Annotated in this window: 18 protein-coding genes; 11 read left to right on the top strand and 7 right to left on the bottom strand. The window is 44.8% G+C overall.

Annotation, left to right across the window (positions count from 1 at the left end; all coding sequences use genetic code 11):
* Positions 1 to 2: 2 nt before the first annotated feature.
* Positions 3 to 1,814 carry a sensor histidine kinase gene (locus KHS38_RS17280; protein WP_249665446.1) on the bottom strand — a complete coding sequence of 604 codons (1,812 nt, stop codon included), beginning with the start codon at positions 1,812 to 1,814 and terminating at the stop codon, positions 3 to 5.
* A gap of 198 nt (positions 1,815 to 2,012) precedes the next feature.
* Here KHS38_RS17280 and KHS38_RS17275 point away from each other — a divergent pair, with 198 nt between their 5' ends.
* Positions 2,013 to 2,399 (top strand): lipocalin-like domain-containing protein, encoded by a 387-nt coding sequence (locus KHS38_RS17275; RefSeq protein ID WP_213489785.1) that lies wholly within the window; start codon positions 2,013 to 2,015, stop codon positions 2,397 to 2,399.
* 64 nt (positions 2,400 to 2,463) lie between these two features.
* Here the strand turns inward: KHS38_RS17275 and KHS38_RS17270 are convergent, their stop codons facing one another.
* The 3 genes from KHS38_RS17270 to KHS38_RS17260 all read right to left on the bottom strand — a co-directional run bounded on the left by KHS38_RS17270 (position 2,464) and on the right by KHS38_RS17260 (position 8,577).
* Positions 2,464 to 3,261: a hypothetical protein gene (locus KHS38_RS17270; protein WP_213489784.1), complete on the bottom strand. Its 798-nt coding sequence runs from the start codon at positions 3,259 to 3,261 to the stop codon at positions 2,464 to 2,466.
* Between the two features lie 39 nt (positions 3,262 to 3,300).
* A complete protein-coding gene (locus KHS38_RS17265) occupies positions 3,301 to 6,462 on the bottom strand; it encodes an ATP-dependent helicase (RefSeq protein WP_249665445.1) in 3,162 nt (1,053 codons plus the stop codon).
* A gap of 348 nt (positions 6,463 to 6,810) precedes the next feature.
* Positions 6,811 to 8,577, bottom strand: coding sequence for a glycoside hydrolase family 3 protein (locus KHS38_RS17260; protein ID WP_249665444.1), 1,767 nt, complete (start codon positions 8,575 to 8,577; stop codon positions 6,811 to 6,813).
* 98 nt (positions 8,578 to 8,675) lie between these two features.
* Between KHS38_RS17260 and KHS38_RS17255 the strand changes: the two genes are divergently transcribed.
* On the top strand, positions 8,676 to 9,314 hold the full coding sequence (locus KHS38_RS17255; protein ID WP_213489783.1) for a porin family protein: 639 nt from the start codon (positions 8,676 to 8,678) through the stop codon (positions 9,312 to 9,314).
* A 73-nt stretch (positions 9,315 to 9,387) separates the two neighbouring features.
* On the opposite strand, the gene KHS38_RS17250 is transcribed toward KHS38_RS17255, so the two are convergent.
* The 3 genes from KHS38_RS17250 to KHS38_RS17240 form a co-directional block, all read right to left on the bottom strand.
* Positions 9,388 to 11,223 (bottom strand): ABC transporter ATP-binding protein, encoded by a 1,836-nt coding sequence (locus KHS38_RS17250; RefSeq protein WP_213489782.1) that lies wholly within the window; start codon positions 11,221 to 11,223, stop codon positions 9,388 to 9,390.
* A 106-nt stretch (positions 11,224 to 11,329) separates the two neighbouring features.
* Positions 11,330 to 12,211, bottom strand: a complete 882-nt coding sequence (locus KHS38_RS17245; protein WP_213489781.1) for a glycosyltransferase family protein — start codon at positions 12,209 to 12,211, stop codon at positions 11,330 to 11,332.
* A gap of 34 nt (positions 12,212 to 12,245) precedes the next feature.
* Positions 12,246 to 13,070, bottom strand: a complete 825-nt coding sequence (locus KHS38_RS17240; RefSeq protein WP_213489780.1) for a glycosyltransferase family 92 protein — start codon at positions 13,068 to 13,070, stop codon at positions 12,246 to 12,248.
* Positions 13,071 to 14,121: 1,051 nt separating this feature from the next.
* Here KHS38_RS17240 and KHS38_RS17235 point away from each other — a divergent pair.
* From KHS38_RS17235 to KHS38_RS17195, 9 genes are all read left to right on the top strand, one after another.
* Positions 14,122 to 15,477: an OmpA family protein gene (locus KHS38_RS17235; protein ID WP_213489779.1), complete on the top strand. Its 1,356-nt coding sequence runs from the start codon at positions 14,122 to 14,124 to the stop codon at positions 15,475 to 15,477.
* A gap of 78 nt (positions 15,478 to 15,555) precedes the next feature.
* On the top strand, positions 15,556 to 15,699 hold the full coding sequence (locus KHS38_RS17230) for a DUF6728 family protein (RefSeq protein ID WP_213489778.1): 144 nt from the start codon (positions 15,556 to 15,558) through the stop codon (positions 15,697 to 15,699).
* Entirely contained in the window at positions 15,699 to 16,079 is a 381-nt protein-coding gene (locus tag KHS38_RS17225) for a RidA family protein (protein WP_213489777.1), read from the top strand. The genes KHS38_RS17230 and KHS38_RS17225 overlap by 1 nt, the downstream gene beginning before the upstream one ends.
* 21 nt (positions 16,080 to 16,100) lie before the next feature.
* Positions 16,101 to 18,209 carry an ATP-dependent DNA helicase RecG gene (gene recG, locus KHS38_RS17220; protein WP_213489776.1) on the top strand — a complete coding sequence of 703 codons (2,109 nt, stop codon included), beginning with the start codon at positions 16,101 to 16,103 and terminating at the stop codon, positions 18,207 to 18,209.
* A gap of 42 nt (positions 18,210 to 18,251) precedes the next feature.
* A complete protein-coding gene (locus KHS38_RS17215; RefSeq protein WP_213489775.1) occupies positions 18,252 to 19,637 on the top strand; it encodes a M20/M25/M40 family metallo-hydrolase in 1,386 nt (461 codons plus the stop codon).
* A gap of 229 nt (positions 19,638 to 19,866) precedes the next feature.
* A complete protein-coding gene (locus KHS38_RS17210) occupies positions 19,867 to 20,964 on the top strand; it encodes a vWA domain-containing protein (RefSeq protein WP_213489774.1) in 1,098 nt (365 codons plus the stop codon).
* Between the two features lie 119 nt (positions 20,965 to 21,083).
* Positions 21,084 to 22,580 carry a sigma 54-interacting transcriptional regulator gene (locus KHS38_RS17205; protein ID WP_213489773.1) on the top strand — a complete coding sequence of 499 codons (1,497 nt, stop codon included), beginning with the start codon at positions 21,084 to 21,086 and terminating at the stop codon, positions 22,578 to 22,580.
* Between the two features lie 105 nt (positions 22,581 to 22,685).
* Positions 22,686 to 23,963, top strand: a complete 1,278-nt coding sequence (locus tag KHS38_RS17200) for a metallophosphoesterase (protein ID WP_213489772.1) — start codon at positions 22,686 to 22,688, stop codon at positions 23,961 to 23,963.
* 168 nt (positions 23,964 to 24,131) lie between these two features.
* Positions 24,132 to 25,007, top strand: coding sequence for a UbiA prenyltransferase family protein (locus KHS38_RS17195; RefSeq protein WP_213489771.1), 876 nt, complete (start codon positions 24,132 to 24,134; stop codon positions 25,005 to 25,007).

The following is a 25,007-nucleotide window of genomic DNA, read 5'->3' as shown; positions in this document are numbered from 1 at the left end:
TTTCAGGAAGCCATCAGGCCAAATTTCAATTCAAACTCCGAGCCTTTGTCTTTTTCAGATTTAACGCTAATCATGCCATCCAAACGCTTTACAATCGTATTTACATAGCTTAACCCCAAACCGAAGCCTTTTACATCGTGCAGGTTGCCGGTTGGTACACGGTAAAACTGTTCAAATATTTTAGATTGCTGATCGCGCGTCATGCCAATACCCTTATCTGCCACCCGTATTACCAGCTGATCGTTTTTATTGCTGGTGGTAATGGTAATTTGCGGCGCTTCGCGGCTGTACTTAATCGCGTTATCAATTAAATTGTACAATACGTTCGAGAAATGCAGTTCATCACCAGTTATTACGGGGTTATCGGCATCCAGATGAAGATCCACATCGGCATTATATTTTTGCAGCTTGAGCGCCATGCTGTCCAGCACTTCGGTAATAAGGTCATTTACATCCAGCGGCTTATTATCCAGCTTAAAGTCGTTCTTCTCAATTCGGGCAATGTTCAGCACGCGTTCAATATGGCTGCCCAGGCGTTCATTTTCTTCAAAAATGATATTAGCCAGGCGCGATACCCGTTGTTTATCTTCAATAATATCCTGATCACGCAAGGCCTCACTGGCTATCATAATGGTTGATACCGGCGTTTTAAACTCGTGGGTCATGTTGTTTATGAAATCGGTTTTCATTTCCGATATCTTCTTTTGCCTTAGGATGGAAAAAATGGTATAACCAAAGCAAACTACCAGTGCCAGTAACAAGCCGCCGCTGGTAGCCATGGTATAAGTCATGGTTTTCAGGATGTGTGCATTCTTTTCCGGAAAATAAACTTTAAGCTTACCCGGATCGTTAATTACCTCCTGGCTAAATATGGGTGTTTGATAGGTATCGGCTGCATTAAATACTGGTTTTTCCCCAGTGAGATCCATTGCTTTGGAAAAAATAAGCGAATCCTTACTGGCTGTGCTTACTTCATAACTAAAAGGCAGACTGATACCCTTATTGGCCAGTTCAAAACGCAGCAGCGAATCAACCCAAAGCGCATTGATGCGTGCCTTAAGCGGCTGATTTGAGCGCTTGTATTCCTCAGCCAGATTTTCCATCACGGTAATATTGGCCGATTTAATAGTGGCTATCGAATCGGCAGCCAGCATTCTGCGTATTTGCGCTACACGATGCTCATGCGCTTTGCGATCCTGCTCGCGCTGCCATAAGGGGTTAATACGCAGGTGCGCCACAATCTGCTGCCCTAATTGCGGGTCAACATAGCGATAATATACCGTATCAAATTTATGCAGCTTGCTCCGTAAAGCACGCGGGTTTACTTTCGATGTGGTAATTTCGGGCGGCAAAGGGCGCTGATGTACATAACCCAGTTCATCGGTATATTCTTCAACGCTCCAGCGTACATTTACCATACCTAACTGCTCATCATCGGCACTATAGCCAACCAACAGGCGCTTTAAACTATCACGAAGCTTGGCTATACGCTTATTGTGCTTTTGGCGGCTACGGGTACTATCCGCTTTTAAACGGGCGGTCAGGCTTTCGGCCGGGTTTATGCTTTTATGTACAACCTTTACACGCTTTACGGTATAAGAAGAGCTGCTGTTAGCTTTTTGTATCATAAACTGGTTGGCATCCTGCCGGGCCAGCTTGGCTACTACCGTATTGAGCGCTTCGCGCACATCGCGGTCAAAAAGTTGCGATTGCAACTGGTACGACTGGCGCAAAAAATAGTATTGCATGGCCACCACACCCAGCAGTGCAAACCCCATCAGGCCAATAATGAAACCAATACTTCTTTTTCTCATCTATCAACAAAAATAAGCCAAAACACAGCGCACTTACCTGCTTTTAACAAAATTTAACAAATAGCCATTACCTCAGATAAGCACCTTATTTTAAAGTTAGCTATATCCCATTAAAACAGATAAATTTGAATGGAATAAAATTGAACCTACTGTTACATAGTACGTTTGCAATGCGTATTTATGATAAAACCTAACCATATGAACTTGATAGCAAAACTTTTACTCCTGAGCATTTGCATTTTAGCTGTGGCCTGCAAAAAGGATTCGGCTGATGCAGAAAAACTGCAAGGCCGCTGGGAATTAACCGAATCTTACCAGAGCACTGGCGGGCCTGGCTCCTGGTACCCTGCAGCAAAAAAAGCACAGATAGTTTTTGAAGATGATGGAAAACTTAGCGGCGATGCTTATTCAAAATATGTAAAGTATGCGATTAAGGACAGCGTTACGCTTAGCTTTTTTGATGACAAAGATGCAATTCAATACTACCGTTACTCTATCGAGGGTAAGAGCCTGTATTTAAGCCCTGCCGGCCCTATCAGATGCGTTGAAGGATGTTCTTCACGTTATTTGAAGATGAATGATTAGAATATAAAAGCCCTGTATAAGCCGAAGGATTAGTAATATATTTATTCTTCGGCGTTTACAGTTTTTATTCTAAATGTAGCTTATTATTCAACAGCCATGCCTGTTCACCTGTTTGCAGGTTATACTTAAACACACCTTTACGCATACCCACATAGGCGTCGTCTCCTTTTAAAACAAGAGAGTTGGCCGATGGCATATAACGGAGCAGCGTATTGACAACCAATGTACGCACTTTGGCTTGCTGATTTACCTGAACCAAACTGCTTGAGGTAATGATAAGAAAGTTTTGGGTGCGATCTAAAACCGCAGCAACCGGGGCATACGGCAGTTTGGCATATGCCTGAGCCACCCATTTACCTTTGTTTTGGGTAAGCCTGATCACGCTACCTTCTGAGGTGGACATATGCGACAAACCTTCAATAGCATAAACTTCGTTACCCTTTTGTAGGAACTGCACTACCTGGTGGTCGGATATTTCATAATGCTGGCTGCCATCTTTGGAAAACCAGTATAAATGGCCGCCCCATTCTCCTTTATTAAAACCAACTAAATAGCCATCGCTTACAGCTGCTACTAATCGGTCGCCACCAAACTGCCAGGCATCATCATCGTTAGCTGCATTTATAGCAAAAGGCAGAGGCTGTTGGGTGCTGTCGGGTTTACCTTTTACCAGAACGCTGTCATGCCGCAGGTATACCTGCAGGTTTTTGCCCGAGGCGTATTGCGCCACGTCCTCCCTTGTTTCGGGTACCGGGTTGCTATCCCATCCTTCTACCCAAACATCATGCGTTCGGGACTTACATGATACCAGTGCAGCTAAGGCTAAGAAAATATATAAGCAGGATAAAAATCTGTTTTTCATTACTAATTTTTACGGGTCAAAGAGGCCTTCACTACCTTACTATACTTCCTCATTAAGCTCGAGAATATTACCAGGCTGCTTGAAGTTGCTGCGTACAAAGTGGCACCATTCACAGCCTTTTTTACCGCAGCCGGTGGCAAAGTCATGAGCAATAATTTTATGGTAGGTTTCGGTAAGCTGCTTGGTTACCAGCTCCACATCCTCGGGCATTACTACAATCTTTTCTTTATGATATTCGCCTTCGTTAACCGGTTCAATAAAATCGAACACCACGCTGGTGGCCTCCCAGCTTTTGCTGCGATCGTTATCAATCAGCATTTTATAAAAAACTGCCTGCCGCCAGTAGTCGCCGCCGTTGGGCTGGTTAGTGGTGGGGCGCAACAGCTTTTCTTTGGCGTACTTTAACTTACCGGTTTTGTAATCTACTATAGTAACCTGGTTGCCGTTAAATTCGATTTTATCCAGATGGCCTTTTACCGGTATGCCGTTAATAGTGAGGTTACGGATGGGGTGCTCCACGCGGACAATTTTATTCCACTGGTTTACATTTTGCTGGTAAAAGGCCGGAAGTATTTTGTCGCCATAGTCCATTCGCAGCCTGAATTCATCGCTGGTAAAGGAATCGCGGTTGCGCAGCATAAACCAGCGGAATTCTTTCATAAACTCATCGGCCGTCGGGAACTGGTTGTCATTTTTAGCCATCTTGTCAAAAGCCCTGTACAAGGCATGGTGTACAGCCGAACCAAACGCCATGGCCGGGCTTTTACCCGCAGGTACCCGGATCAGGTTTTGGAAATAAAACTTTAGCGGACAGTCCAGATAGCTATTCAGGTGCGTAACCGACAGCACATAGCTTTGCAGCAACTGGCTGATATAATTTTTGTCAAGCAGCTCTACCACCGGTTTATCCGCTTCGCTGAATTGGGTTGCCAGGTAGTTCATCATGGCATTCTGGCTCACTTGCGGATGTTTTACCTGTAAATGGGTTTCGGCAAGTATTTCGCCTACAAACTGCGAGGCTTCCTGGTCTTTGCCATTACGGTCATGCGAGGCATAAGATACAATAAGGCATTGCTTGGCCCGGGTAAGCGCCACGTAAAACAACCGGCGCGACTCCTCCTGCTGGGCGCTGTCATCGGCCGAAGCCTGCATCAACGTATCCGGGAAGCTAAAGCCGGTATTACGCCCCTTGGTATCCCATATCTTTTTGGTACAGCCTAATAAAAACACATGCTCGTACTCCAGCCCTTTTGAGCCGTGTGCTGTCAAAAAGTTCACACCATTTTCGGTACCGATCATGCGGTTCAGTTCCAGCCTGATGTTGTTTTTTTTCATCAGCTCAATGGTGGCTATAATATCCTTTAGCTTACCATCCGGGCTTTTACGGGCTTCATCGCGCACAAAGTTAAAAATGGTAGTAAGCACTTCCATGTGCCAGCCTTTATCGGGCTGCAGCATTACATAGCGCAGTATACCCAACGTAGTGATCACCTGCTGAAACAACTGCTGCATACTCAGGCTCACGGCCGCTTTAAGCAGGGTATTTATATCGGTAACCAGGTGCCGCATGGCAGCATCCTGCGGTTCCTCGAACAGGCTAGGCTGCCGGGTAGGTATCATTTCACTCACATAACGGCGAATAGACATTTCGGACTCATTGGCTGCCGTGCTGTAGCGCGCTTTGCTAACCAGTATGCTAATCTTGGCTATTTCAATAGGCGGAATATTGAAGAAATCATAATGCATGATCTCGAACAGCAATTCATCTCCACTAAAAGGAGAATCAAGCTCCATTGCAAGATAGCGGAATATGTTGATGATCTTTTCGCCGAAAGGCAAAGCCAGTATATCAATTTTACGCTTGGTATTAACGGCTATTTTTTGCGCATCCAGGTAATGAATCAGCTCCTCTACCTGATTATGGTTACGGTAAATAACCGCTATTTCGGACGGCTCGGTACCTTTTGCAATCAGGTTTTCAATCTGGGTGGCAATATGTACCAGTTCCTGATCGGGATTTGCATACTCATTAATTTCGGGCTCCACAATGCTCACATCAAAGCGCGGGTGTGATGACTGCAGGTTCTTATCCAGGTTAAGCTGGCTGGTTAAGCGCTCGCGGTTGTTGTTGATGAGTGCCTTGGAGATATCCAATATGACCTGGCTGGAACGGTAATTATTTTTCAGAACAACGGTATACAGCGAGCTTACATAATCACCGGCAAAATCCAGGATATTTTTCATGTTGGCACCCTGAAAACGGAATATCGACTGATCATCATCGCCTACCACAAATACGTTGGGCTCGTCCCAGTAACACAGCAAAAACTTAAGCAACTCGTTTTGCGAACCGCTGGTATCCTGAAACTCATCCACCAAAATATACTGGTGGCGCTCCTGATAGCGACGCAGCAGGGTCTCGTTTTCGCGGAAGGCGCGCAGCACCCAGATAATCATGTCATCATAATCATACCGGCTGCGCTCTTTCATTTTAGCCTCATAATTTTCAAACTCGCGGCAGGCGCAAAGCAGCTTTTCCATTACGGCCTTGGCCTCGTCAACATCTTTCTGTTTTACATCGCCTTTTTGAATGCCTTTGGCTGCATTAGGCCGTTTGTAGATGAACTCCTCACGGTTGGGCAAATCGTCAATGTAATCGGCTACTGCTTTTTCAATCATGGCCATTTCCCAGTTCTCGCGTTTCATGGTACTGAAAAGGCTGCGCAGGCGGGGCACATCATAATAGATATCGCCGGTAAAGCGTTTCAGCAAGTGATCATTCGAAAAGCCATCCACCAGCTCGCGGAACAACATGGCCGACTCCAGATCAGATAATGGCTCCAGGCTGAGCTTGCCAAAATACTCCAGGTTTTCCTGGATGATATCATTACAAAAGGCGTGGAAAGTATAGATGTTAATACGGTATGCATCCGGACCGATAAACTCGAACAAACGCTTGCGCATGGCTACCGCACCTGCATCGGTATAGGTTAAACAGAGTATTTCATTAGGCTGGGCATCAGTTTCGAGCAGAATTTTACCGATACGGGCTGCCAGTATCTGCGTTTTACCCGTACCGGGGCCGGCCACCACCAGTACCGGGCCGTCAATTTTGTTTACGGCTGCCAGTTGCTCGGCGTTTAACTGACTGACTATCTGTTGAAATTTCTGATTATACTTTTCGGAAGAAGACTGCATCATTACAAGAGTAAAGATACATATAGATTTTGGATGTATAGCGGCCGGCTAAAGGATATAGCATGGAGTAGTTCCTCCTATCCTGTTAAACGTGGTTGGGCATAATGACGTGCATAGGTATGTACCAGGGTGTTCCACTTTTGAAGTGGTACAAAGTGGAACAAACCGGTACACTCCGGTACAGGTGGTACACTTTGGTACAGCAAAAACGGCCTTTGCAAGCTGCAAACGCCGTTCATAAAAAGTGGTACACTTTGGTACACCCGGTACAGTTTGGTACAGGTATTTATACTCGTGACACGATCTTGTCAGTACTTATACGCAATTCATTATCGCCATATTTACAGTACTTTATGGCAACACCAAACCTGTACCGTTGTCCCAAAACGCATTGACACGTACGGGCAGCTTACCCATAGGTGTTAGCCGGCGGGTAATCACTTTTACAGCAGCGCGCTGCATGCTATCATCTTTTTGGTAACATTCTAAAACAGCGCCGGCTTTTTCTATACCGGGTAAACCGGCCAGCGTATAGGGGTTAGCAAATACGCTGATAATGGTATTTTTATTATTGCTGGCCAATCTGCCGATCAGTTGCTTTACACTGGCTGTAAAATCGAGCTTGCTTTGCGGGCGCAAACGGGTATCATGTATACCAATAATTACCTGATCGTACCCATGCAAGGTGGCCATAAGCTGACTGATTTCGGCCGATGATGCGCTTTTACCCACGTTAAACATACGGGCATTGGTAAACGTTTTGCCCAGTTCGTATTGGTAAACGGTTGGCCCTTCGGTACCGATACTTACCAGTGCGGTGTTCTGCTCAAAATCCATGCGCTGTATTACACTATCGCCCTGGAGTAAGGTTACGGCTGCATCGCTTAACCTTTGCACCAGATTGCGCCCCTCAGCGCGGTTCAAGTCATTTACTGTACCTTGCGGATTGGCGGCTGTGTATTGGTTTAAACCTACCCAGTATTTGGCGGCCAGCACTTTCTTCACTTTGGCATCCAGTTCGGCCTCGCTTACCTGACCACTGCGGATGGCCTTTTTGATTTTACGAATGGCCCGCTCAGAATCTTCGGACAGTTCCAGAATATCGTTACCAGCTATAAAGGCCCGCACATCCCCCTCACCTTGCGGAAAGTATTTGGTTACACCTTTCATCTCCATCGCATCAGATACGATCAATCCTTTAAAGCCGAGCGAATCTTTTAACAAGCCGGTTATAATAGGCCGCGATAAGGTAGATGGCAAACGCGGTGTTTTATCAAGCGCCGGGATATTCATGTGCGCCACCATAATACCGCTTATACCCGCTGCAATAGCCGCCTTAAACGGATACTCCTCCAGCGTATCCAGCCGTTGGCGGGTAAAGTTGAGCTGGGGTAAATCGGCGTGCGAATCCACATTGGTATCGCCATGCCCCGGAAAGTGCTTGCCTGTAGTAAGCAAGCCGCCCTGCTGCATACCCTGCATATAGGCAATGGCTTTTTGCGCCACGTTATATTTGTTATCACCGAACGAGCGGTAATTGATCACCGGATTGTCGGGATTGTTGTTGATATCCATTACCGGGGCAAAATTGAGGTGCATACCAATGCGCTTAAAGTCATAAGCAATCTGGCGGCCCATTTCGGTAATCAACCCGTTATCCTGTATAGCGCCCAGGGCCATTTGATAGGGATAGGATGTCACAGAATCAAGACGCATTCCCAGCCCCCACTCACCGTCCATAGCTATAAGCAGCGGAATATGAGACACTTTTTGATATTGGTTGCTGAGGTTGAGCTGCCGTACGGGGCCACCCTGAAAAAACACCAGTCCGCCCGGATGCTGGGCTTTGATCACTTCAGCTACCGAGTCGGCATAGGCCTTGCCTTTGTTGGTATGCGCGCGTATAAAAAACAGCTGCGCTATTTTATCGCGGCGCGACAGCTGGTTAAATACGGAATCAACCCAATGGTTTTGTGTTTGCAGCGATTGAATATAAGATGTTTGCTGAGCCGTTGCCAAACCGGCACTCATTAAGCCAAGCAGAACAGATAATGCAGATACTTTGAATAATTTCATATATAATGATGGGCCAATGGCCTGCCACGATTGAAAAGCCATTACTTAAACATTTGTTTAATTTTTTTTACAAAGGAATAAACCAACGGGCTAAGTTATTATCTATACATCATTCAGTTAAATAAAAAACATACCCGATTATGAAAAAATTATTCCTTTTAGCCATAGCATTAAGCGCAGCGGTAGCTGCCAATGCACAGCGCCGCTGGTACCGCCCGCAGCAACGGTCGGACGATTTTTCTAACGTACGCGTAGGTGTAACCGGCAACCTTAACATTGCCAACACCATCAGTTCAGACAATTCTGATTTCAGCACCCGTACCAAAGCCGGTTTTGCAGGTGGTTTGTTTGTTGACATCCCGGTTGCCTACCCGCTATCCATTGATGCAGAATTGCTGTACTCGCAAAAAGGGTACCGCGCCAGCACCATTAACGGCGATTTTGCACAGCGCGCCAATTTTATTGATGTGCCATTATTATTAAAGTTCAGACTAACGCCTGGCTTCAACGTTTTGGCCGGTCCGCAATTCTCTTTCCTCACCTCCACCCGCAACACGTATTACGATGGCTTTAATACCATATACGAAGAACGCTACAAATACGATGGTGATAAAAACTTTATTACCGGCGTGCTGGGCCTGAGTGTTGACCTTAACCGAAACGTAGAGCTGCGTGGCCGCTACGCTATTGACCTGCACGAAAACAATCCCGACGGCAGCGGCGGTGTACCCGAGTTCCGCAACCAGGTTTGGCAGTTTGGTTTAGGCTTTAAATTCTAATTTTACCTGTTATAATAAAACAACGAAGCCATCTGCAGTACAGATGGCTTCGTTGTTTTGAACTTCCAAAAAACTATTCAGATTGGAAAGTTTGCATATCAATCAATTTACGATAGAGGCCTTTACTTTGCATCAGTTCGGCGTGGGTGCCTTGTTCAACTATACGGCCACTTTCGAGCACTACAATTATATCTGCGTTTTGTATGGTACTTAAACGGTGGGCAATAATAAGCGAGGTGCGGTCTTTCATCAGATTGTTCAGCGCTTCTTGCACTAATTTTTCAGACTCGGTATCCAGCGCAGAGGTTGCTTCATCTAACAACATAATTGGCGGATTACTTAGAACTGCACGGGCTATGCTGATACGCTGCTTTTGTCCACCAGACAGCTTGGTACCACGGTCGCCAACATTGGTTTGGTAACCATTTTCGGTAGCGATGATAAAATTGTGAGCATTGGCAATGCGGGCAGCGGCTTCTACCTGCTCGGGAGTGGCATTGGGTTTGGCAAAGGCTATATTGTTGTATATGGTATCATTAAACAGGATAGACTCCTGGTTAACAACACCCATCAGGTTACGTAACGACTCCATAGTTACCTGACTGATATCGTGCCCATCTACCAATATTTGCCCGTTTTGTGGTTCAATAAACCGTGGTATCAAATCCATAAGGGTAGATTTGCCACCGCCGGATGGCCCAACAAGGGCTACCGTTTTACCAGCCGGAATTTGCAGATTAACATTATTCAGTACCGCGTTATCACCATACGCAAACGAAACATTCTCGAACTTAATGGTGTCTTTAAAACCGGTTAATGCAACGGCATTAGGTGCATTAACAATTTGCGGCTTCTCATCGATCAGCTCCAATACACGCTCACCGGCAGCAATACCGCTATGGATACTGGTAAAGGAATCGGATATGGCTTTGGCCGGACGCATCAGCTGTGAAAACACCGCTATGTAACCAATAAAAGCGGCAGCGCTTAGTGCTGATTGATGCGTAAGTACCAGATAACCACCATACAATACAATACCTGCCACCATACTTACACTTAATGCTTCTGATACGGGCGAAGCCAGCTGCTGGCGGCGGGCCATGGCTTTCATTATGGAAGTATACTTCCGGTTTTCGTTATTGAACTTTTGCTTGGTATAATCAGTAGCGTTAAATGCCTTTATAATCTTCATACCAGACAAAGCTTCATCCAAATAGCTGATCATATTTCCATACACCTCCTGGGAAAGCACAGCCTGTTGTTTTAACTTTTTCACAATACGTGAAATAACAAAAGCTGATATAGGTATAATCAGCAAAGAAAACAACGTAAGCTTGGTAGACAATGCAAAAAGCGTAAATAAATAGGCAATCAATTGCAGTGGCTCCTTAAAAATAACCTGCAAAGTGCCGGTAACCGAAAATTGGACTATCTGTACATCTGATGCTACTTTGGATATGATGTTACCCTTACGCTCATTATTAAAATAGCTCATCTGCAAATCCATCACATTACCAAATACTGCTTTACGCAGGTTCAGTAAGGTATGCGACCGCATATTTTCCATAGTACGCTGGGCCATATACCTAAAAAGGTTACCTAATATTACTGACACAACAATAACACCACATACTATTTTCAACGCACCCCAGGCGGTATATTGATTTACTAAACCATCTACATGATAAGTAAAAAATGCACCTAAATTCCATACAGATGGTTCTTCCGTCACTTTGGCAACAGCTGCCTCACACTTGTTTTTTTCAGAAAAAAGGGTTTGCAGCAGCGGCGCCAGCAGGGCTAAATTTAAAGTATTAAAAATAACCGAAAAGATAGTGGCTATGATGTAGGGTATGGCAAACTTTTCAATGGGCTTGGCAAAGGATAATAACCTGAAATATGTTTTCATTCAGAAATTTAAATTCCGCAAAATTAGCTTTTTTTTAAATGCAGCAGTATTTATTACCTATTTATAACGTTCCATACACAAATGTGCGTTGTAGTTACTGCTGAATTTAATCCTTAACAATTATATAATTGCGGTATTCACTTATCCGCCAGCCTGTCAAGTCTTCCACTTTTTGCAAAATGCGACGGCGCAAAGACATTTTCTTTTTCAGCTTTTCGGGGTCAACTTCCAGCCGCCAGTTATGCACCTTCAGGCGTTTTTGCATTACTGCTGGATGCGTACCATCAAAAGCCAGTAACCGGTCTGCATTCCCGAAATCAAACTGGAAAGTTTCAGACATATTTTCTGACATCCAGCTGTCATCATGGTAAAACTGGTTAAAGTTGCGTACTTTATTTTCGAGGCCCTTGGGCGGTTTAACCCAGCCGTAATGATAAATGTAAGCATCAATCAGCTTCACTTTTATTTTACGGTTATCCCACCTAAATCCTTGTGCATCACGGTAAGAATGGATGTGCCTATTATTACGTACAATTCGTATTTCACGGCGGTACCATCTGCGCGATTGTGCATAATAATCGTACGATCCATAAAAGTGCAGGTATTTAAACAGCAACCCTTCTACCCGTTTATCAGCCAGATTACTTTCCATTTCCTGCTTAATCACAGGAAGGTACTTTTCGTGTACACACTCATCACCCTGGATATAGAAAGCCCAGTCGGCATCTGGCGAAATAGCCGCAAACGCCTTATCAGTTTCTGCAGCAAACACGGCTCCGCCTTCCCGTATCGACTCATCCCAGCGGGTATGTATGATTTTGATTTTGGGCGAGCCAATATTGTTGATCAGTGCTTCGGTATCATCATCGCTGTTACCCAGAGCTACAATAAACTCGTCACATATGGGCAGTATTGAGGTAATAGCTTCTACAACCGGGTAGTCGTTCTTTACAGCATTCCGAATAAAGGTAAATCCAGCAACTTTCATTAGAGGTTGATACAAGGTAGTTATACTTAACCGACTATTTTTTATTAGCCTGTATCAGCATTTTTAATTCAATAATAGCTTCATCCACAATCACATTGGCATCTTTATCAATCTCATAAAACTCGTTTAGCTTGCGTGGCACATCCAAATCGGCCCTGCCCCGGCCAATTTTACGCTTAAACTCCTCAAGCGAACGCAGGAAATAATGATTTATTTGAATTTTATTGGACGTATGCAATACCCGCGCACCGTTAATCCGCTCAAAGTTCTCGTTTACGCAAAACTTTTTCTTTTGATAAACAAAATGATGCGGGTCTGTTCCGGGAGATACAACAAACTTTGGCTGCACGATGGATTTAATATGATCATTTTCTGAATGGGTTTTAAGCGATCTTTTAGTGTAATTGTTTACCTGTAGGCCGTCGGGCTTCTTTTCGTACCCGTTAGAGCCAAAAACTAACCAGCTAATGCCTAAAGCTGCAAATTTCTCGTAAGATAACAAGAATTCAGGCAGGCTGCCATTCATAGTTTTGGGTACTATATATTCATCTACATCAATAAAAGCAATCCACCTGCAATCGGCTCCGTAGGTTTTCAGGCACATACCATAGGCTGTTGTTTGCTTTTCTTTCCCTTTTATTTCGGTAACAGTAACCATTCCGGCCTTTATATACTTGGCCAAAGTTACAGCAGCCGGCACCACCGATTCATTATCATATACATAAAAGTGGCTTACGCCTATTTGTGTATGATAGTCTATCCACTCGTCAAAATAAAGGTTCTCGTTTTTTACTATACAACATATAGCCACATAGTTTTTATAAACTTCGGGTGTTCTACGCAATAAGGTTTTTATCATAAAGGAGCTTCGCTAATATTTTGTATAATTATATAATAGCATGTTAGGACATTATCACTTAGCATGCTAATAGTATACGCCGTACCTTGATATAAGTGATCCATCCGGATAAATGGCTTTCTCAAAGTTGGCAATGCAAAGTTAAGCATTCAAAACCGCTTCGATGTGCTCACCTCTTAAGAGTTACAGCCATTGGCAAAACCGCATACATCCCGGCCAAAATGCCAGGTGTCATACATATAGTACTTTATCAATCGGCCGCACTTTCACATTCTGTCACGTCCGGTTTTAAGAACTTAAGGACAGGCTTAAAAGCATAGTGTTATACTGCCTGCTTTTCTGGTCAGTTCAATTTTAACGTCTGATTCGACGGACTGCAGATTACCTGTAACCTGTTCAGGGCGCCCAAGCTTATGCAACAAGCACTTAACGAGTAGCTGCTCCAGCATGCGCAAATTGCAATCAGGAACGGCATGGGTATGTTTGTGACTTTCATTGTATCAATATATATGCAAACGGCCACATATATAATACTATGCGATGTAGCCTCATAAGTACTCAGCTAATGAATCGTATTCGTGCTCAATATTCGAAAATATCCTTTCAAATAAACCTGTGCCATTCCCAAATAGTAATCGGCTTGTTGGTTTGTCTTAAAAAGAGTACTTCTCTGTACAACGGATTAGGACAATCCAGAGAAAACAACAGTATACGCTGCTCGTGATTTATACCTGTCGGGTAAAAAAGTCAGTATTCTACTAAAGTTATAAGCTTGGCCGCTATGCCCAGGGAAAAACTTCATAAGAATGAAAACAGGCAACCCACAGGTATCTTATACCTTAAACGAAACTTTTTATATTATTGATAAATAATGTTTCGCTTATTGGCGGATATTTCATCAATATCGGGATTTTAATTTTTATAAAACAATATTTTCCATTTATTTGTCTCCAATATCAGAGAAATTGGAACAGTGTTTGGTAATGCATCAAGCATAAGTACTAATTTCAAAAAGTAAAATCACAATTAGAAATTGTTTAATCTAAAAACTATGAACTATTCTACATTAAAGAAAACAGTCGCTCTGTCGTTTGCATCTTTGATGGCAGTTGGTGCAGCAAAAGCACAAACTACCTCTACAGATTCAACTACAATGAGCACAACAAGCTCTACTACTACAGGTACTGCTAAAGTATTTGGCGGCAGAGGTCAGTACAAAACCTTAAGCTTTGGTATCAACGCTGGTATCTTATCACCAGTTGTTGCAACCGGCGGTGTGCATGACTTTACTGACAAAAACATCGAATTAGGTTACGGTGCGTCATTAAGATGGCAAGTAGCTCATTCATTCGGTTTACAATTAGACGCTCACGGTGGTAACGTATCTGGCGACAACTTCAGCGCTTTAAACCGCACACGTGATGGTTTCAGAGATTATGACACTCGTATCTGGTCAGGTACTTTAAGCGGTGTTGTAAACGTTGCTACTATCGATTACTTACGTCGTAAAAACGCTATCAACTTCTTCATCACCGGTGGTGCTGGTATGGTTTGGTATCACCCAACTTTCCACGTTGCTGACGGTTCTTTCGGTGAGTACCTGAATGATGACGGTAGCAAACACTATGTAAAAAGCTTAGTTATCCCTGTTGGTGCTGGTGTTAAATTCAGATTATCTGATGCATTAGCGCTGAACTTAGGTTACACTCAGAACTTTACTGATGATGATAACTTAGACGCGTTAAAAAGAGGTTATCCTTCAAAAGATAAATACTCTTACGGTTACGGTGGTTTAGAGTACACTTTCGGTTCTTCATCAAAACCAAACCTGGATTGGGTTAACCCAGTTGCTATGATGTATGACGAATTGTACGATGCTGCTTTACGTCAAGAAGTTGAAGCTTTGAAAGGCCGTGTTACTAACGTTGAAAACGCAGTTAACGACCTGAAAAAAGATTCAGACGGTGACGGTGTATCTGATCAATTCGACAAATGCCCTAACACGCCAGCTGGTACAGTTGTTGATGGTGCTGGTTGCCCATTAAAATTACCTGATACCACTGCTGCTAACACTGCAGAAGCTTACTCAAACATCCAGTTTGACTTTGATAGCTCAGTATTACGTACTTCATCTTACAGTGTATTAGACGCTGTTTCTGCTGATATGCGTTCAAACACTAGCAAAACTGTTCAATTAGATGGTTACGCTTCATCAGAAGGTACTGCTGCTCACAACATCCGTTTATCTAAAGACCGTGCTAACTCAGTAAAAACTTACTTAGTTAACTCAGGTGTTGAAGCTCGTCGTATCAAAGTTAAAGGCTTAGGCGAAACTAACCCAATTGCTGACAACTCAACTGAAGAAGGACGCGTACAAAACCGTCGTGTTGAATTCAAGCAAAAATAATTTTTCGAATAACAAGAATTAGTATTTGAAATAAAAGGGCTCTGGGTAACCAGAGCCCTTTTTTGTTATCTTTGTATTATGTACTTCTTCCGAAAAAAAGATCCCAACCGGCCAACCAACTTCAATTTGAAGGCAATGCATATCATCAATACCATTGCGATTGTTATGTTTGTGCTGGGTATCATCTGGAAGTTGATTGACCTGTTTATCCTGAAAAAATAATGAGCACTATTATCAATACCACCAACGCGCCCGCACCTATCGGGCCATATAGCCAGGCCGTAGCAGCCGGTAATATGCTTTTTGTATCGGGCCAAATCCCTGCCAACCCTGCCACTGGCGAACTGGTGATGGATAGCATTGAAGCACAAACCACGCAGGTAATGGAAAATATTAAGGCCATCTTAACCGAAGCAGGCCTGGATTTTGGCGCCATAGTAAAAACCAGCATCTTTTTAAAAGATATGGGCACCTTTGCACAGGTGAATGAAGTATATGGTTCGTACTTTACGGGCAACTATCCCGCACGCGAAACTGTACAGGTAGCAGCACTGCCCAAAAACGTAGACGTTGAAATTTCTGTAATTGCTTATAAAGCTTAAAATACTGCTGTAAATCGGGTTTTGAACACAAACGTATTCCAGACACCTATTGATTACCTGAAAGGTACAGGCACCAGCCGGGCCGAAGTTTTGAAGAAAGACCTCGGCATTTTTACTTTTGAGGATTTACTGCGCCACTTTCCGTTCAAGTATATTGACCGTACCAAGTTTTACAAAATCAGGGATATTAATCCTGAATTGCCTCATGTACAGGTTATAGCCCGGTTAACGCATAAGGAGCTGGTTGGCGAAAAACGCACTAAGCGCCTGGTGGCCCACGTGCAGGATGATACGGGTATAATGGAGCTGGCCTGGTTTCAGGGTATTAAGTGGGTGGAAAAGTACCTGATTGTAGGCAAAGCTTATGTTATTTTCGGCAAACCGGGCATATTTAACGGCAAGCCGCAAATGTCGCACCCGGAGCTTGAGCAGTACTCGCCCGAGGCTTTAAAGAAAAAAGGCAACCTTACGCTGCAGCCGGTATACAACTCCACCGAAAAGCTGAAGCAATTCTCACTGGATAGTAAAGGTATTCAAAAGCTAACCGCCCAGTTGCTGGAGCAGCATGCCAAAGATATTTCTGAAAACATCCCTGCCTACATTATGCAGCGCTTTAAGCTGATGGGCCGGGCCGAGGCATACCGCAATATCCATTTCCCCGAAAATGCGGAACTGCTTTACGAGGCACAGCATCGGTTAAAGTTCGAGGAGTTATTTCAAATTCAGCTCAAGCTGCTTAAAAACAAGCTGCTGCATACGCAAAAGTTTAAGGGCAATATTTTCAGCAAGGTTGGTGATTACTTCAATACCTTTTATCAGCACAAAATACCGTTTCCGCTTACCAACGCCCAAAAGCGAGTAGTTAAAGAAATACGAACAGATACCCAACGCGGCATACAAATGAACCGCCTGCTGCAGGGCGACGTAGGTAGCGGCAAAACTGTAGTGGCCTTAATGAGCATGCTGCTGGCTATTGATAATGGGTTTCAGGCCTGTATGATGGCGCCGACAGAAATTCTGGCCAATCAGCACTACATCTCATTAAAGAGCTTAGTGGGTGATGATTTTGTAGAGATTGCCCTGCTTACCGGCTCCACGCCTAAAAAAGCACGTAAGCCTATACACGAAAATCTGGAAAGCGGCAAGCTAAAAATTCTGATTGGCACCCATGCCCTGATTGAAGATGCCGTTAAATTCCAGAACCTGGGTTTTGTGGTGATCGACGAGCAGCACCGCTTTGGTGTGGAGCAGCGGGCCAAACTGTGGCGCAAGGCAACTGTGCCGCCGCACGTGCTGGTGATGACGGCCACCCCTATCCCCCGCACGCTGGCCATGACATTGTATGGCGATCTGGACGTTTCGGTAATAGACGAATTGCCAGCTGGCCGTAAACCTATCGAAACACGGCATTTTTATGAAAACCAGCGCCTGGTGGTGTTTGGCTTTATGCGCAAACAAATCGCTTTGGGCCGGCAGGTATATGTAGTTTTCCCTTTAATACAGGAGAGCGAAAAGCTGGACCTGAAAAACCTGGAAGACGGTGTAAATACCCTGTCGCACGAGTTTCCGTTACCGCAATACCGCATCAGTATTGTACATGGCAAGCTATCGGCTGCCGAAAAGGAATTTGAGATGCAGCGATTTGTAAAAGGCGAAACGCAGATCATGGTAGCTACTACGGTAATTGAGGTGGGGGTAAACGTGCCCAACGCCTCGGTGATGGTAATTGAAAATGCCGAACGGTTTGGCTTGTCGCAATTGCACCAGTTACGCGGTCGTGTGGGCCGGGGCGCCGAGCAATCGTACTGCTTGCTCATGAGCAGCCAGAAACTAAGCCGCGAAGGTCGCATTCGGCTCGATACCATGGTAAAAACCAACAACGGTTTCGAAATTTCTGAAATAGACCTGCAGCTACGCGGCCCTGGCAACATCGAGGGCACGCAACAAAGCGGCGTGCTTGATTTGAAACTGGCCAATTTGGCAACCGATCAGGAACTGTTATTACAAGCCCGCAAGGTAGTGGAAGATATTTTTGCCCGTGATCCGCAACTCGCCTTGCCCGAGCATCAGGTACTGCACCAGCAACAGCAGGTAAAAAATGCAGGTTTAAGTTGGGATAAAATATCCTAAACTGTATCTTAACCGCTGAATTTTACACGATTTCCCCCTTTCATGAAATTAAAATCAGCTGTCCTCTCTATTGTGGCGGGCCTTGGCCTATCGCTTACCGCCCACGCGCAGGATTCATTAATGATGCGCAAAATTTATGACGAAGCCTTAGTAAACGGTAAATGTTATGATAACCTGCGCTACTTATGTAAACAGATTGGCCCGCGTTTGAGCGGATCGGCCGGTGCGCAAAAAGCCGTGGAGTGGAGCAAAAAGCTAATGGATAGCTATGGTTTTGACCGCGTTTACCTGCAGGAAGTAATGGTACCGCACTGGGTACGCGGCGAAAAAGAGCAGGGAAAAATCATTGCAGGCAAAACCGAAATACCGGTTGCCCTGGCGGCCCTGGGCGGATCAGTAGCCACACCTAAAGCTGGTGTTACGGCCGAGGTGATTGAACTGCACAGCCTGCAGGAACTGCAAAGCCTGGGCGAAGCTAAAATAAAAGGCAAAATCGTTTTCTTTAACCGTCCGTTTGATGAGCGTTATATTGAATCGGGCCAGGCTTATGGTATGGCTGGTGATCAGCGCAATGCCGGGCCGGCGGCCGCTGGTAAATATGGTGCCGTGGCCGTTATAGTACGCTCGCTTACCTCTGCATTAGACAATTACCCGCATACCGGTGGTACCAATTACGATAACGGCCCTAAAATTCCGGCAGCGGCTATATCCACCCTTGCAGCCAACCGCTTAAGCAAGTTGCTGAAGCAAAGCGGCAAGGTAAAATTCTATCTGAAAGATCACTGCCAAACTTTGCCCGATGTATTATCCTACAACGTAATTGGCGAAATTAAAGGCAGCGAGAACAACAATAAGTATATCACCGTTGGCGGTCACCTCGATTCATGGGATTTAGCCGAGGGTGCGCATGATGACGGTGCCGGCGTCATGCAGTCGATTGAGGTGTTGCGCATGTTTAAGACCTTGGGTTATAAACCCAAGAATAACATCCGTGCAGTGCTTTTTATGAATGAAGAAAACGGCCACAAAGGCGGGCTAAAATATGCGGAGCAGGCTTTAAAGGACAAAGAAGAGCACATTGCCGCTATTGAAACCGACGAGGGGGGCTTTACCCCGCGCGGCTTTAGTTTTGAGCAGGTAAGCCCGGCCTTTTTGCAAGCCGTTAACCAGCAATGGAAAAAGCTTTTTGAACCCTACGAGGCCGACAGAATGGTGGAAGGCGGCAGCGGCACCGATATTGAGCCGTTACGCGACAGCTTCTCGGGCATTAAACTGATCGGTTTCCGGCCCGATTCGCAACGTTATTTCGATGTACATCACACGCCTAACGATGTATTTGAGAATGTGAACAAACGCGAACTGGAGTTGGGCGCAGCTACCATTGCTTCATTGATTTACCTGATTGACCAGCATGGGTTGAACTTCTAATCAGGAACTTTAATATCAATAAAAAGCCCTCTTGCAAGAATAGCAAGAGGGCTTTTTATTGATGCCATCCCGCAAAGCTTAACACAAGCATGACCTGAAATGAATATCATCTTCGTAGCTTTACTTATGCAATTTAATTGTCACCAGCGGTTTAAATTCAAACATTCCCCTGCATACACTAAACTTTAACCAGTCTTTTTCCGTTAATTTATTTTAAGAAAGGTATACTATGCGTGGTTACGGGTTTTCTAAATTTACCCCGCGCGAAATTCCGAAAGGTGGTTTCGACGATCTATTAAAACTATTCCTCGAATTGCTCAACTATACTTCGGGTGATGCTGGCGAAGCTTTAACCTGGATGAATGAGCTCGACAAGCAATATAATATCACCAATGACGAATATGGCATGGGTGATTTTATTGATGAACTGAAACAGAAAGGTTATTTATCTGAAGATAATCAGAACGGGGAGTTCAATATTACGGCCAAAACCGAACAAAGCATCCGGCAATCGGCTCTTGAAGAAATTTTTGGCAAGCTCAAAAAATCGGGCAAGGGTAATCACCGCACGCCGCAAAGCGGCCAGGGCGATGAAAAAAACTCTGAGCGCCGCGAGTTTCAGTTTGGCGACAGCCTGGATCAGATTGACATGACGCAATCTATCCACAATGCCCAGGTAAATCATGGTATTGGCGATTTTATGATGACCGAGCGCGACCTGGAGGTAGAGGAAATGGACTATAAAACCCTTACCTCTACAGTGCTGATGATTGATATTTCGCACTCTATGATCTTATACGGTGAAGACCGCATTACCCCGGCAAAAAAAGTAGCCATGGCGCTGGCCGAACTCATCCGTACCAAGTATCCGAAAGATACACTTGATATCGTGGTGTTTGGTAACGATGCCTGGCCCATCAGCCTGCAGGATTTGCCTTATTTACAAGTAGGTCCGTACCATACCAATACTTATGCCGGTTTGGAGCTGGCTACCGATTTGCTGCGCCGCCGCAAAACGCACAACAAGCAGATTTTTATGATTACCGACGGTAAACCCACTTGTTTAAAAGAAGGTACCAAGTATTATAAAAACAGTATTGGTTTGGATCGTAAAGTGGTGAACAAAACGCTCAATATGGCGGCACAGTGCAAAAGGCTTAAAATCCCGATCACTACGTTTATGATAGCGCGCGACCCCTACCTGCAACAGTTTGTGCGCAAGTTTACAGAAACTAATGGCGGCCGTGCATTTTATAGCTCACTAACCGGATTGGGCGAATATATTTTTGAAGACTACATTAAAAACAGAAGAAAAACGGTGAGATAAGTCCAACCTAACCCTTCCTACCCGGAGGGCTAAATAAAGGGGCAAGCACTATAATCAATTTAAAAAATCAAAAACTAACCAAAAGCCCTCCCTACCGGGGAGGGTTTGGGAGGGGCTCAATGAACTTATTAGATATAAAAACATTAGGAGAATTAAAAAAGACAGACTATCGCAGCCGGTCGGTTAAGGATGAGCTGAGAGAAAACCTGATTTTACAACTGCAAAAACGCGAAGGCGGCTTTGAAGGTATTGTAGGTTATGAGGATACCGTTATTCCGGATCTGCAAACTGCTATACTATCACGCCACAATATTTTATTGCTGGGATTGCGCGGCCAGGCCAAAACACGTATTGCACGCTTGCTGGTAAACCTGCTGGATGAGTACGTGCCTTACATTGAAGGTTCTGAATTGTATGATGATCCGCTGAACCCGATATCCTGGTATGGCCATAACGAGATAGTGACCAAAGGTGACGATACTCCTATTGCCTGGGTACATCGCTCAGAGCGCTACACCGAAAAACTGGCAACGCCTGATGTTACCGTGGCCGACCTGATAGGCGACGTGGACCCCATCAAAGCAGCTACCCTGAAACTAACTTATTCGGACGAACGCGTAATTCACTTTGGTTTGATACCGCGTGCGCACCGGGGCATTTTTGTAATTAACGAGCTGCCCGACTTGCAGGCCCGCATTCAGGTATCGCTGTTTAATATCTTGCAGGAAAAAGACATCCAGATACGTGGTTTTAAACTGCGCCTGCCGCTTGATCTGCAATTTGTGTTTACAGCCAACCCTGAGGACTATACCAACCGCGGTTCAATAGTAACCCCATTGAAAGACCGTATTGAGAGCCAGATATTAACCCACTATCCACGTACGGTGGAAATTTCGCGCAAAATCACCCAGCAGGAAGCGCTGCTTTCGCCGGAACAACGCGTAGCCGTTGAGGCTGATGGCCTGGTGAAGGATTTGGTAGAGCAAATAGCTTTTGAAGCCCGTAACTCGGAATACATCGACAAAAAATCGGGGGTATCGGCCCGTTTAACCATTTCAGCTTACGAGAACCTGATTAGCAATGCCGAGCGCCGGATGATAATTAACGGCGAAAAAAGTACATTTGTACGCATATCCGACTTTTTGGGCGTGATACCTGCCATCACCGGTAAAATTGAGCTGGTGTATGAGGGCGAGCTGGAAGGCCCGGCCAAGGTGGCCAACATCCTGATCGGTAAAGCGGTACGCACACTGATGCTGCAGTTTTTCCCGGATCCGGAAAAGGCCAAGAAAAGCAAAAAATCTAACCCGTATGCCGAGGTGGTAAACTGGTTTGCAGCGGGCAACAACCTGTCGCTGATTGATGACTTGCCTTTACAGGAATATAAAAAACTGCTTCATTCAATCACCGGATTAAAAGATGTGGTCAAACAGTTTCATCCACGCCTGAGCGAAAATCAGCAGTTGCTGCTGATGGAATTCGTGCTGCACGGGCTGGCTGAATTTTCACAACTGAACAAAGGATTTTTGGATAACGGCTTTGCCTTTTCGGACATGTTCGACAGCTTGTTTAACATGCAGCCCGATGAAGACGATCTGGACGACGACCGTTACTAAGAAACAGCCCCTCCCAACCCTCCCCGGTAGGGAGGGCTTTTAACTTTTACTTATTTTGCCCCCTCCCTACCGGGGAGGGTTGGGGTGGGGCAAATTGATTTATTTATGGAGGGACACGGCCTCACTATTATTCTTATTTGTATTGGTCTTTTACTGGCCGATGTGTACATCAGCAACGGATTGCGTAGTACGTTAAAAAAATCGCGCTTTATACAAGGCCGTACTTTTCAAATCGGTTACTGGGCTATATCTGTCCTGCTGGTTATAGGTTTAATAGCAAGTGTGTTCATCAAGTTTTCGGTAGGCTTTAAAGGGGCTGTTCTGTTGCTGTTCTTTTTGCTGCTGGCTTGTAAAGTATGTTTTTTGCCATTTATACTGGTTGATGATATACGGCGATTGACCTTATCCATTGCCCGCAAACGCAAAAAGGAAGAGCCGGAATTTCCGGCCAGCCAACCTAAGCCAGATGCCATTCCACGTTCTGAGTTTTTAATTAAGGCCGGTTTGATTGCAGCTACGCTCCCTTTAGCAGGCCTGAGCTATGGCATTATCAATGGTGTATATAACTACAGGGTAAGGCGACGTACCGTTTACCTGCCCAATCTGCCAAAAAAGTTTGACGGTATACGGCTCGGCCAGATTTCTGACATCCACTCCGGCAGCTTCTATAATAAGAAAGCAGTGCTGGGCGGTGTGGAATTGCTGTTAGGCGAAAAGCCCGACTTTATATTCTTCACCGGCGATTTGGTAAATGCCCAAAGCAATGAAATGCGCGAGTACCAGGATATTTTTGCCAAAGTAAAAGCGCCGCTGGGCGTGTACTCAACCTTAGGCAACCATGATTATGGCGACTACTCCTGGTGGCCCGATGCCGCAGCTAAAAAGAAAAACCTCGACGATTTAAAAACCACTCATAAAAATATGGGTTGGGACTTGCTGATGAACGATAACCGCCGGCTAAAAGTAGATGGCGAAGAAATTGGCATTTTGGGCATTGAAAACTGGGGATTGCTTAGTCGTTTCCCCAAATATGGCCGTATGGATCTGGCTGTGCAAAATACCGACGATTTGCCGGTAAAGCTGCTCCTGTCGCACGATCCCTCCCATTGGCAAGCGCAGGTAGTACCCAACTACCCGCAAATTGATATGATGTTTTCGGGCCATACGCACGGTATGCAGTTTGGTGTGCAAACCGAGCATTTTCAGTGGAGCCCAATCCAGTTTGTGTATAAAGAGTGGGCCGGATTGTACCATGAGGGTAATCAGCAACTGTATGTGAACGTAGGTTACGGCTTTTTAGGTTATCCGGGCCGGGTAGGTATTTTGCCGGAGATTACCATATTTGAACTGAGATCGGGCAATGATCCGAAAAAGGTAGGATAAGCTACCGTTGCTCGAAATCCTTGTGCATCTTACAATACATTTAGTTATGCTGAACAGTTTGTAAGCTGCTTTATCGCAGGGGCTACTTCTCGTTTGCACAAATCCAAACCATCATTCTCATAAAATAATTCGCAAACAAAGGCAGGATATTTATCATTGCATTTATAAATGAAAAAGTTACTGCTGCCTGCCTTTGACTTCTTGCTTTTCAGCAACGTATTTATTGCGTTATGCGCTGTGGCACAAGGGCTGGTTACTTTTCATTTGATAGGTGCACAACCGGTTTATCCGGTGCTGGTATTGTTATTTACCTCAACGCTGGGCTTGTATAATTTCTGCATACTCATTATCCGGCCTAAACATCCCGAAAACTCCTCTTACCACCGCGTACGTTGGTTTTTTGCCCGGCACAGGCTAATGGTTACCTTTACTATAATTTGCTTACTGTCGTTAATTCCATTATTTTTCCTGGTATCATTTTCGTCAAAGCTGTTGCTCTTATCATTGGCAGCTTTATCATTTGCGTATGGCTTACCTTTGTTCAGCAATGGCAAGCGTAAATCGGGGCTGCGTAATGTGCCGGGGTTAAAAGCGCTCTCTATTACCCTGGTGTGGACATTAAGCTGCGTATTACTGCCCGTATTGGAGGCACAACATGCGCACCTGAGCCATGTATCCATGCAGGATACGCTTATCTTGATCGCCAAGCGCTTTTTGTTTATTGCGGCCCTGACAGTACCCTTTGATATACGCGACCTGTTTCAGGACCAGATTGCCGGCTTAAAAACCATCCCCGTAGCCTGGGGCGAAAAGAATGCATACCTGTTTTGCCAGCTTTTACTGGCGGGCTACATTGGTCTTTTGTTCATATTCCGCAACAACGGTTTCAGCAACGATTTTTGGGCACTAACGCTTACCACCGCCATTACCGGCTGGCTGATCTTTAAATCGCACCGGAAAAAAGATGAATACTATTACTTTTTCTTTTTGGATGGGGTATTGATATTACAGTACGTGGCACTGCTCATTTTTAAGCTTCTGTAA

The sequence above is a fragment of the Mucilaginibacter sp. Bleaf8 genome (assembly GCF_018390515.1).
Classification (GTDB): Bacteria; Bacteroidota; Bacteroidia; order Sphingobacteriales; family Sphingobacteriaceae; genus Mucilaginibacter.
This window is presented reverse-complemented; position numbering and strand designations above follow the sequence as displayed.

What these genes read in the sequence shown, in the direction of transcription:
- KHS38_RS17280 (WP_249665446.1), bottom strand. Translation starts at nt 1,814, where the DNA reads ATGAGAAAAAGAAGTATTGGTTTCATTATTGGCCTGATGGGGTTTGCA.
- KHS38_RS17275 (WP_213489785.1), top strand. Translation starts at nt 2,013, where the DNA reads ATGAACTTGATAGCAAAACTTTTACTCCTGAGCATTTGCATTTTAGCT.
- KHS38_RS17270 (WP_213489784.1), bottom strand. Translation starts at nt 3,261, where the DNA reads ATGAAAAACAGATTTTTATCCTGCTTATATATTTTCTTAGCCTTAGCT.
- KHS38_RS17265 (WP_249665445.1), bottom strand. Translation starts at nt 6,462, where the DNA reads ATGATGCAGTCTTCTTCCGAAAAGTATAATCAGAAATTTCAACAGATA.
- KHS38_RS17260 (WP_249665444.1), bottom strand. Translation starts at nt 8,577, where the DNA reads ATGGCTTTTCAATCGTGGCAGGCCATTGGCCCATCATTATATATGAAA.
- KHS38_RS17255 (WP_213489783.1), top strand. Translation starts at nt 8,676, where the DNA reads ATGAAAAAATTATTCCTTTTAGCCATAGCATTAAGCGCAGCGGTAGCT.
- KHS38_RS17250 (WP_213489782.1), bottom strand. Translation starts at nt 11,223, where the DNA reads ATGAAAACATATTTCAGGTTATTATCCTTTGCCAAGCCCATTGAAAAG.
- KHS38_RS17245 (WP_213489781.1), bottom strand. Translation starts at nt 12,211, where the DNA reads ATGAAAGTTGCTGGATTTACCTTTATTCGGAATGCTGTAAAGAACGAC.
- KHS38_RS17240 (WP_213489780.1), bottom strand. Translation starts at nt 13,070, where the DNA reads ATGATAAAAACCTTATTGCGTAGAACACCCGAAGTTTATAAAAACTAT.
- KHS38_RS17235 (WP_213489779.1), top strand. Translation starts at nt 14,122, where the DNA reads ATGAACTATTCTACATTAAAGAAAACAGTCGCTCTGTCGTTTGCATCT.
- KHS38_RS17230 (WP_213489778.1), top strand. Translation starts at nt 15,556, where the DNA reads ATGTACTTCTTCCGAAAAAAAGATCCCAACCGGCCAACCAACTTCAAT.
- KHS38_RS17225 (WP_213489777.1), top strand. Translation starts at nt 15,699, where the DNA reads ATGAGCACTATTATCAATACCACCAACGCGCCCGCACCTATCGGGCCA.
- KHS38_RS17215 (WP_213489775.1), top strand. Translation starts at nt 18,252, where the DNA reads ATGAAATTAAAATCAGCTGTCCTCTCTATTGTGGCGGGCCTTGGCCTA.
- KHS38_RS17210 (WP_213489774.1), top strand. Translation starts at nt 19,867, where the DNA reads ATGCGTGGTTACGGGTTTTCTAAATTTACCCCGCGCGAAATTCCGAAA.
- KHS38_RS17205 (WP_213489773.1), top strand. Translation starts at nt 21,084, where the DNA reads ATGAACTTATTAGATATAAAAACATTAGGAGAATTAAAAAAGACAGAC.
- KHS38_RS17200 (WP_213489772.1), top strand. Translation starts at nt 22,686, where the DNA reads ATGGAGGGACACGGCCTCACTATTATTCTTATTTGTATTGGTCTTTTA.
- KHS38_RS17195 (WP_213489771.1), top strand. Translation starts at nt 24,132, where the DNA reads ATGAAAAAGTTACTGCTGCCTGCCTTTGACTTCTTGCTTTTCAGCAAC.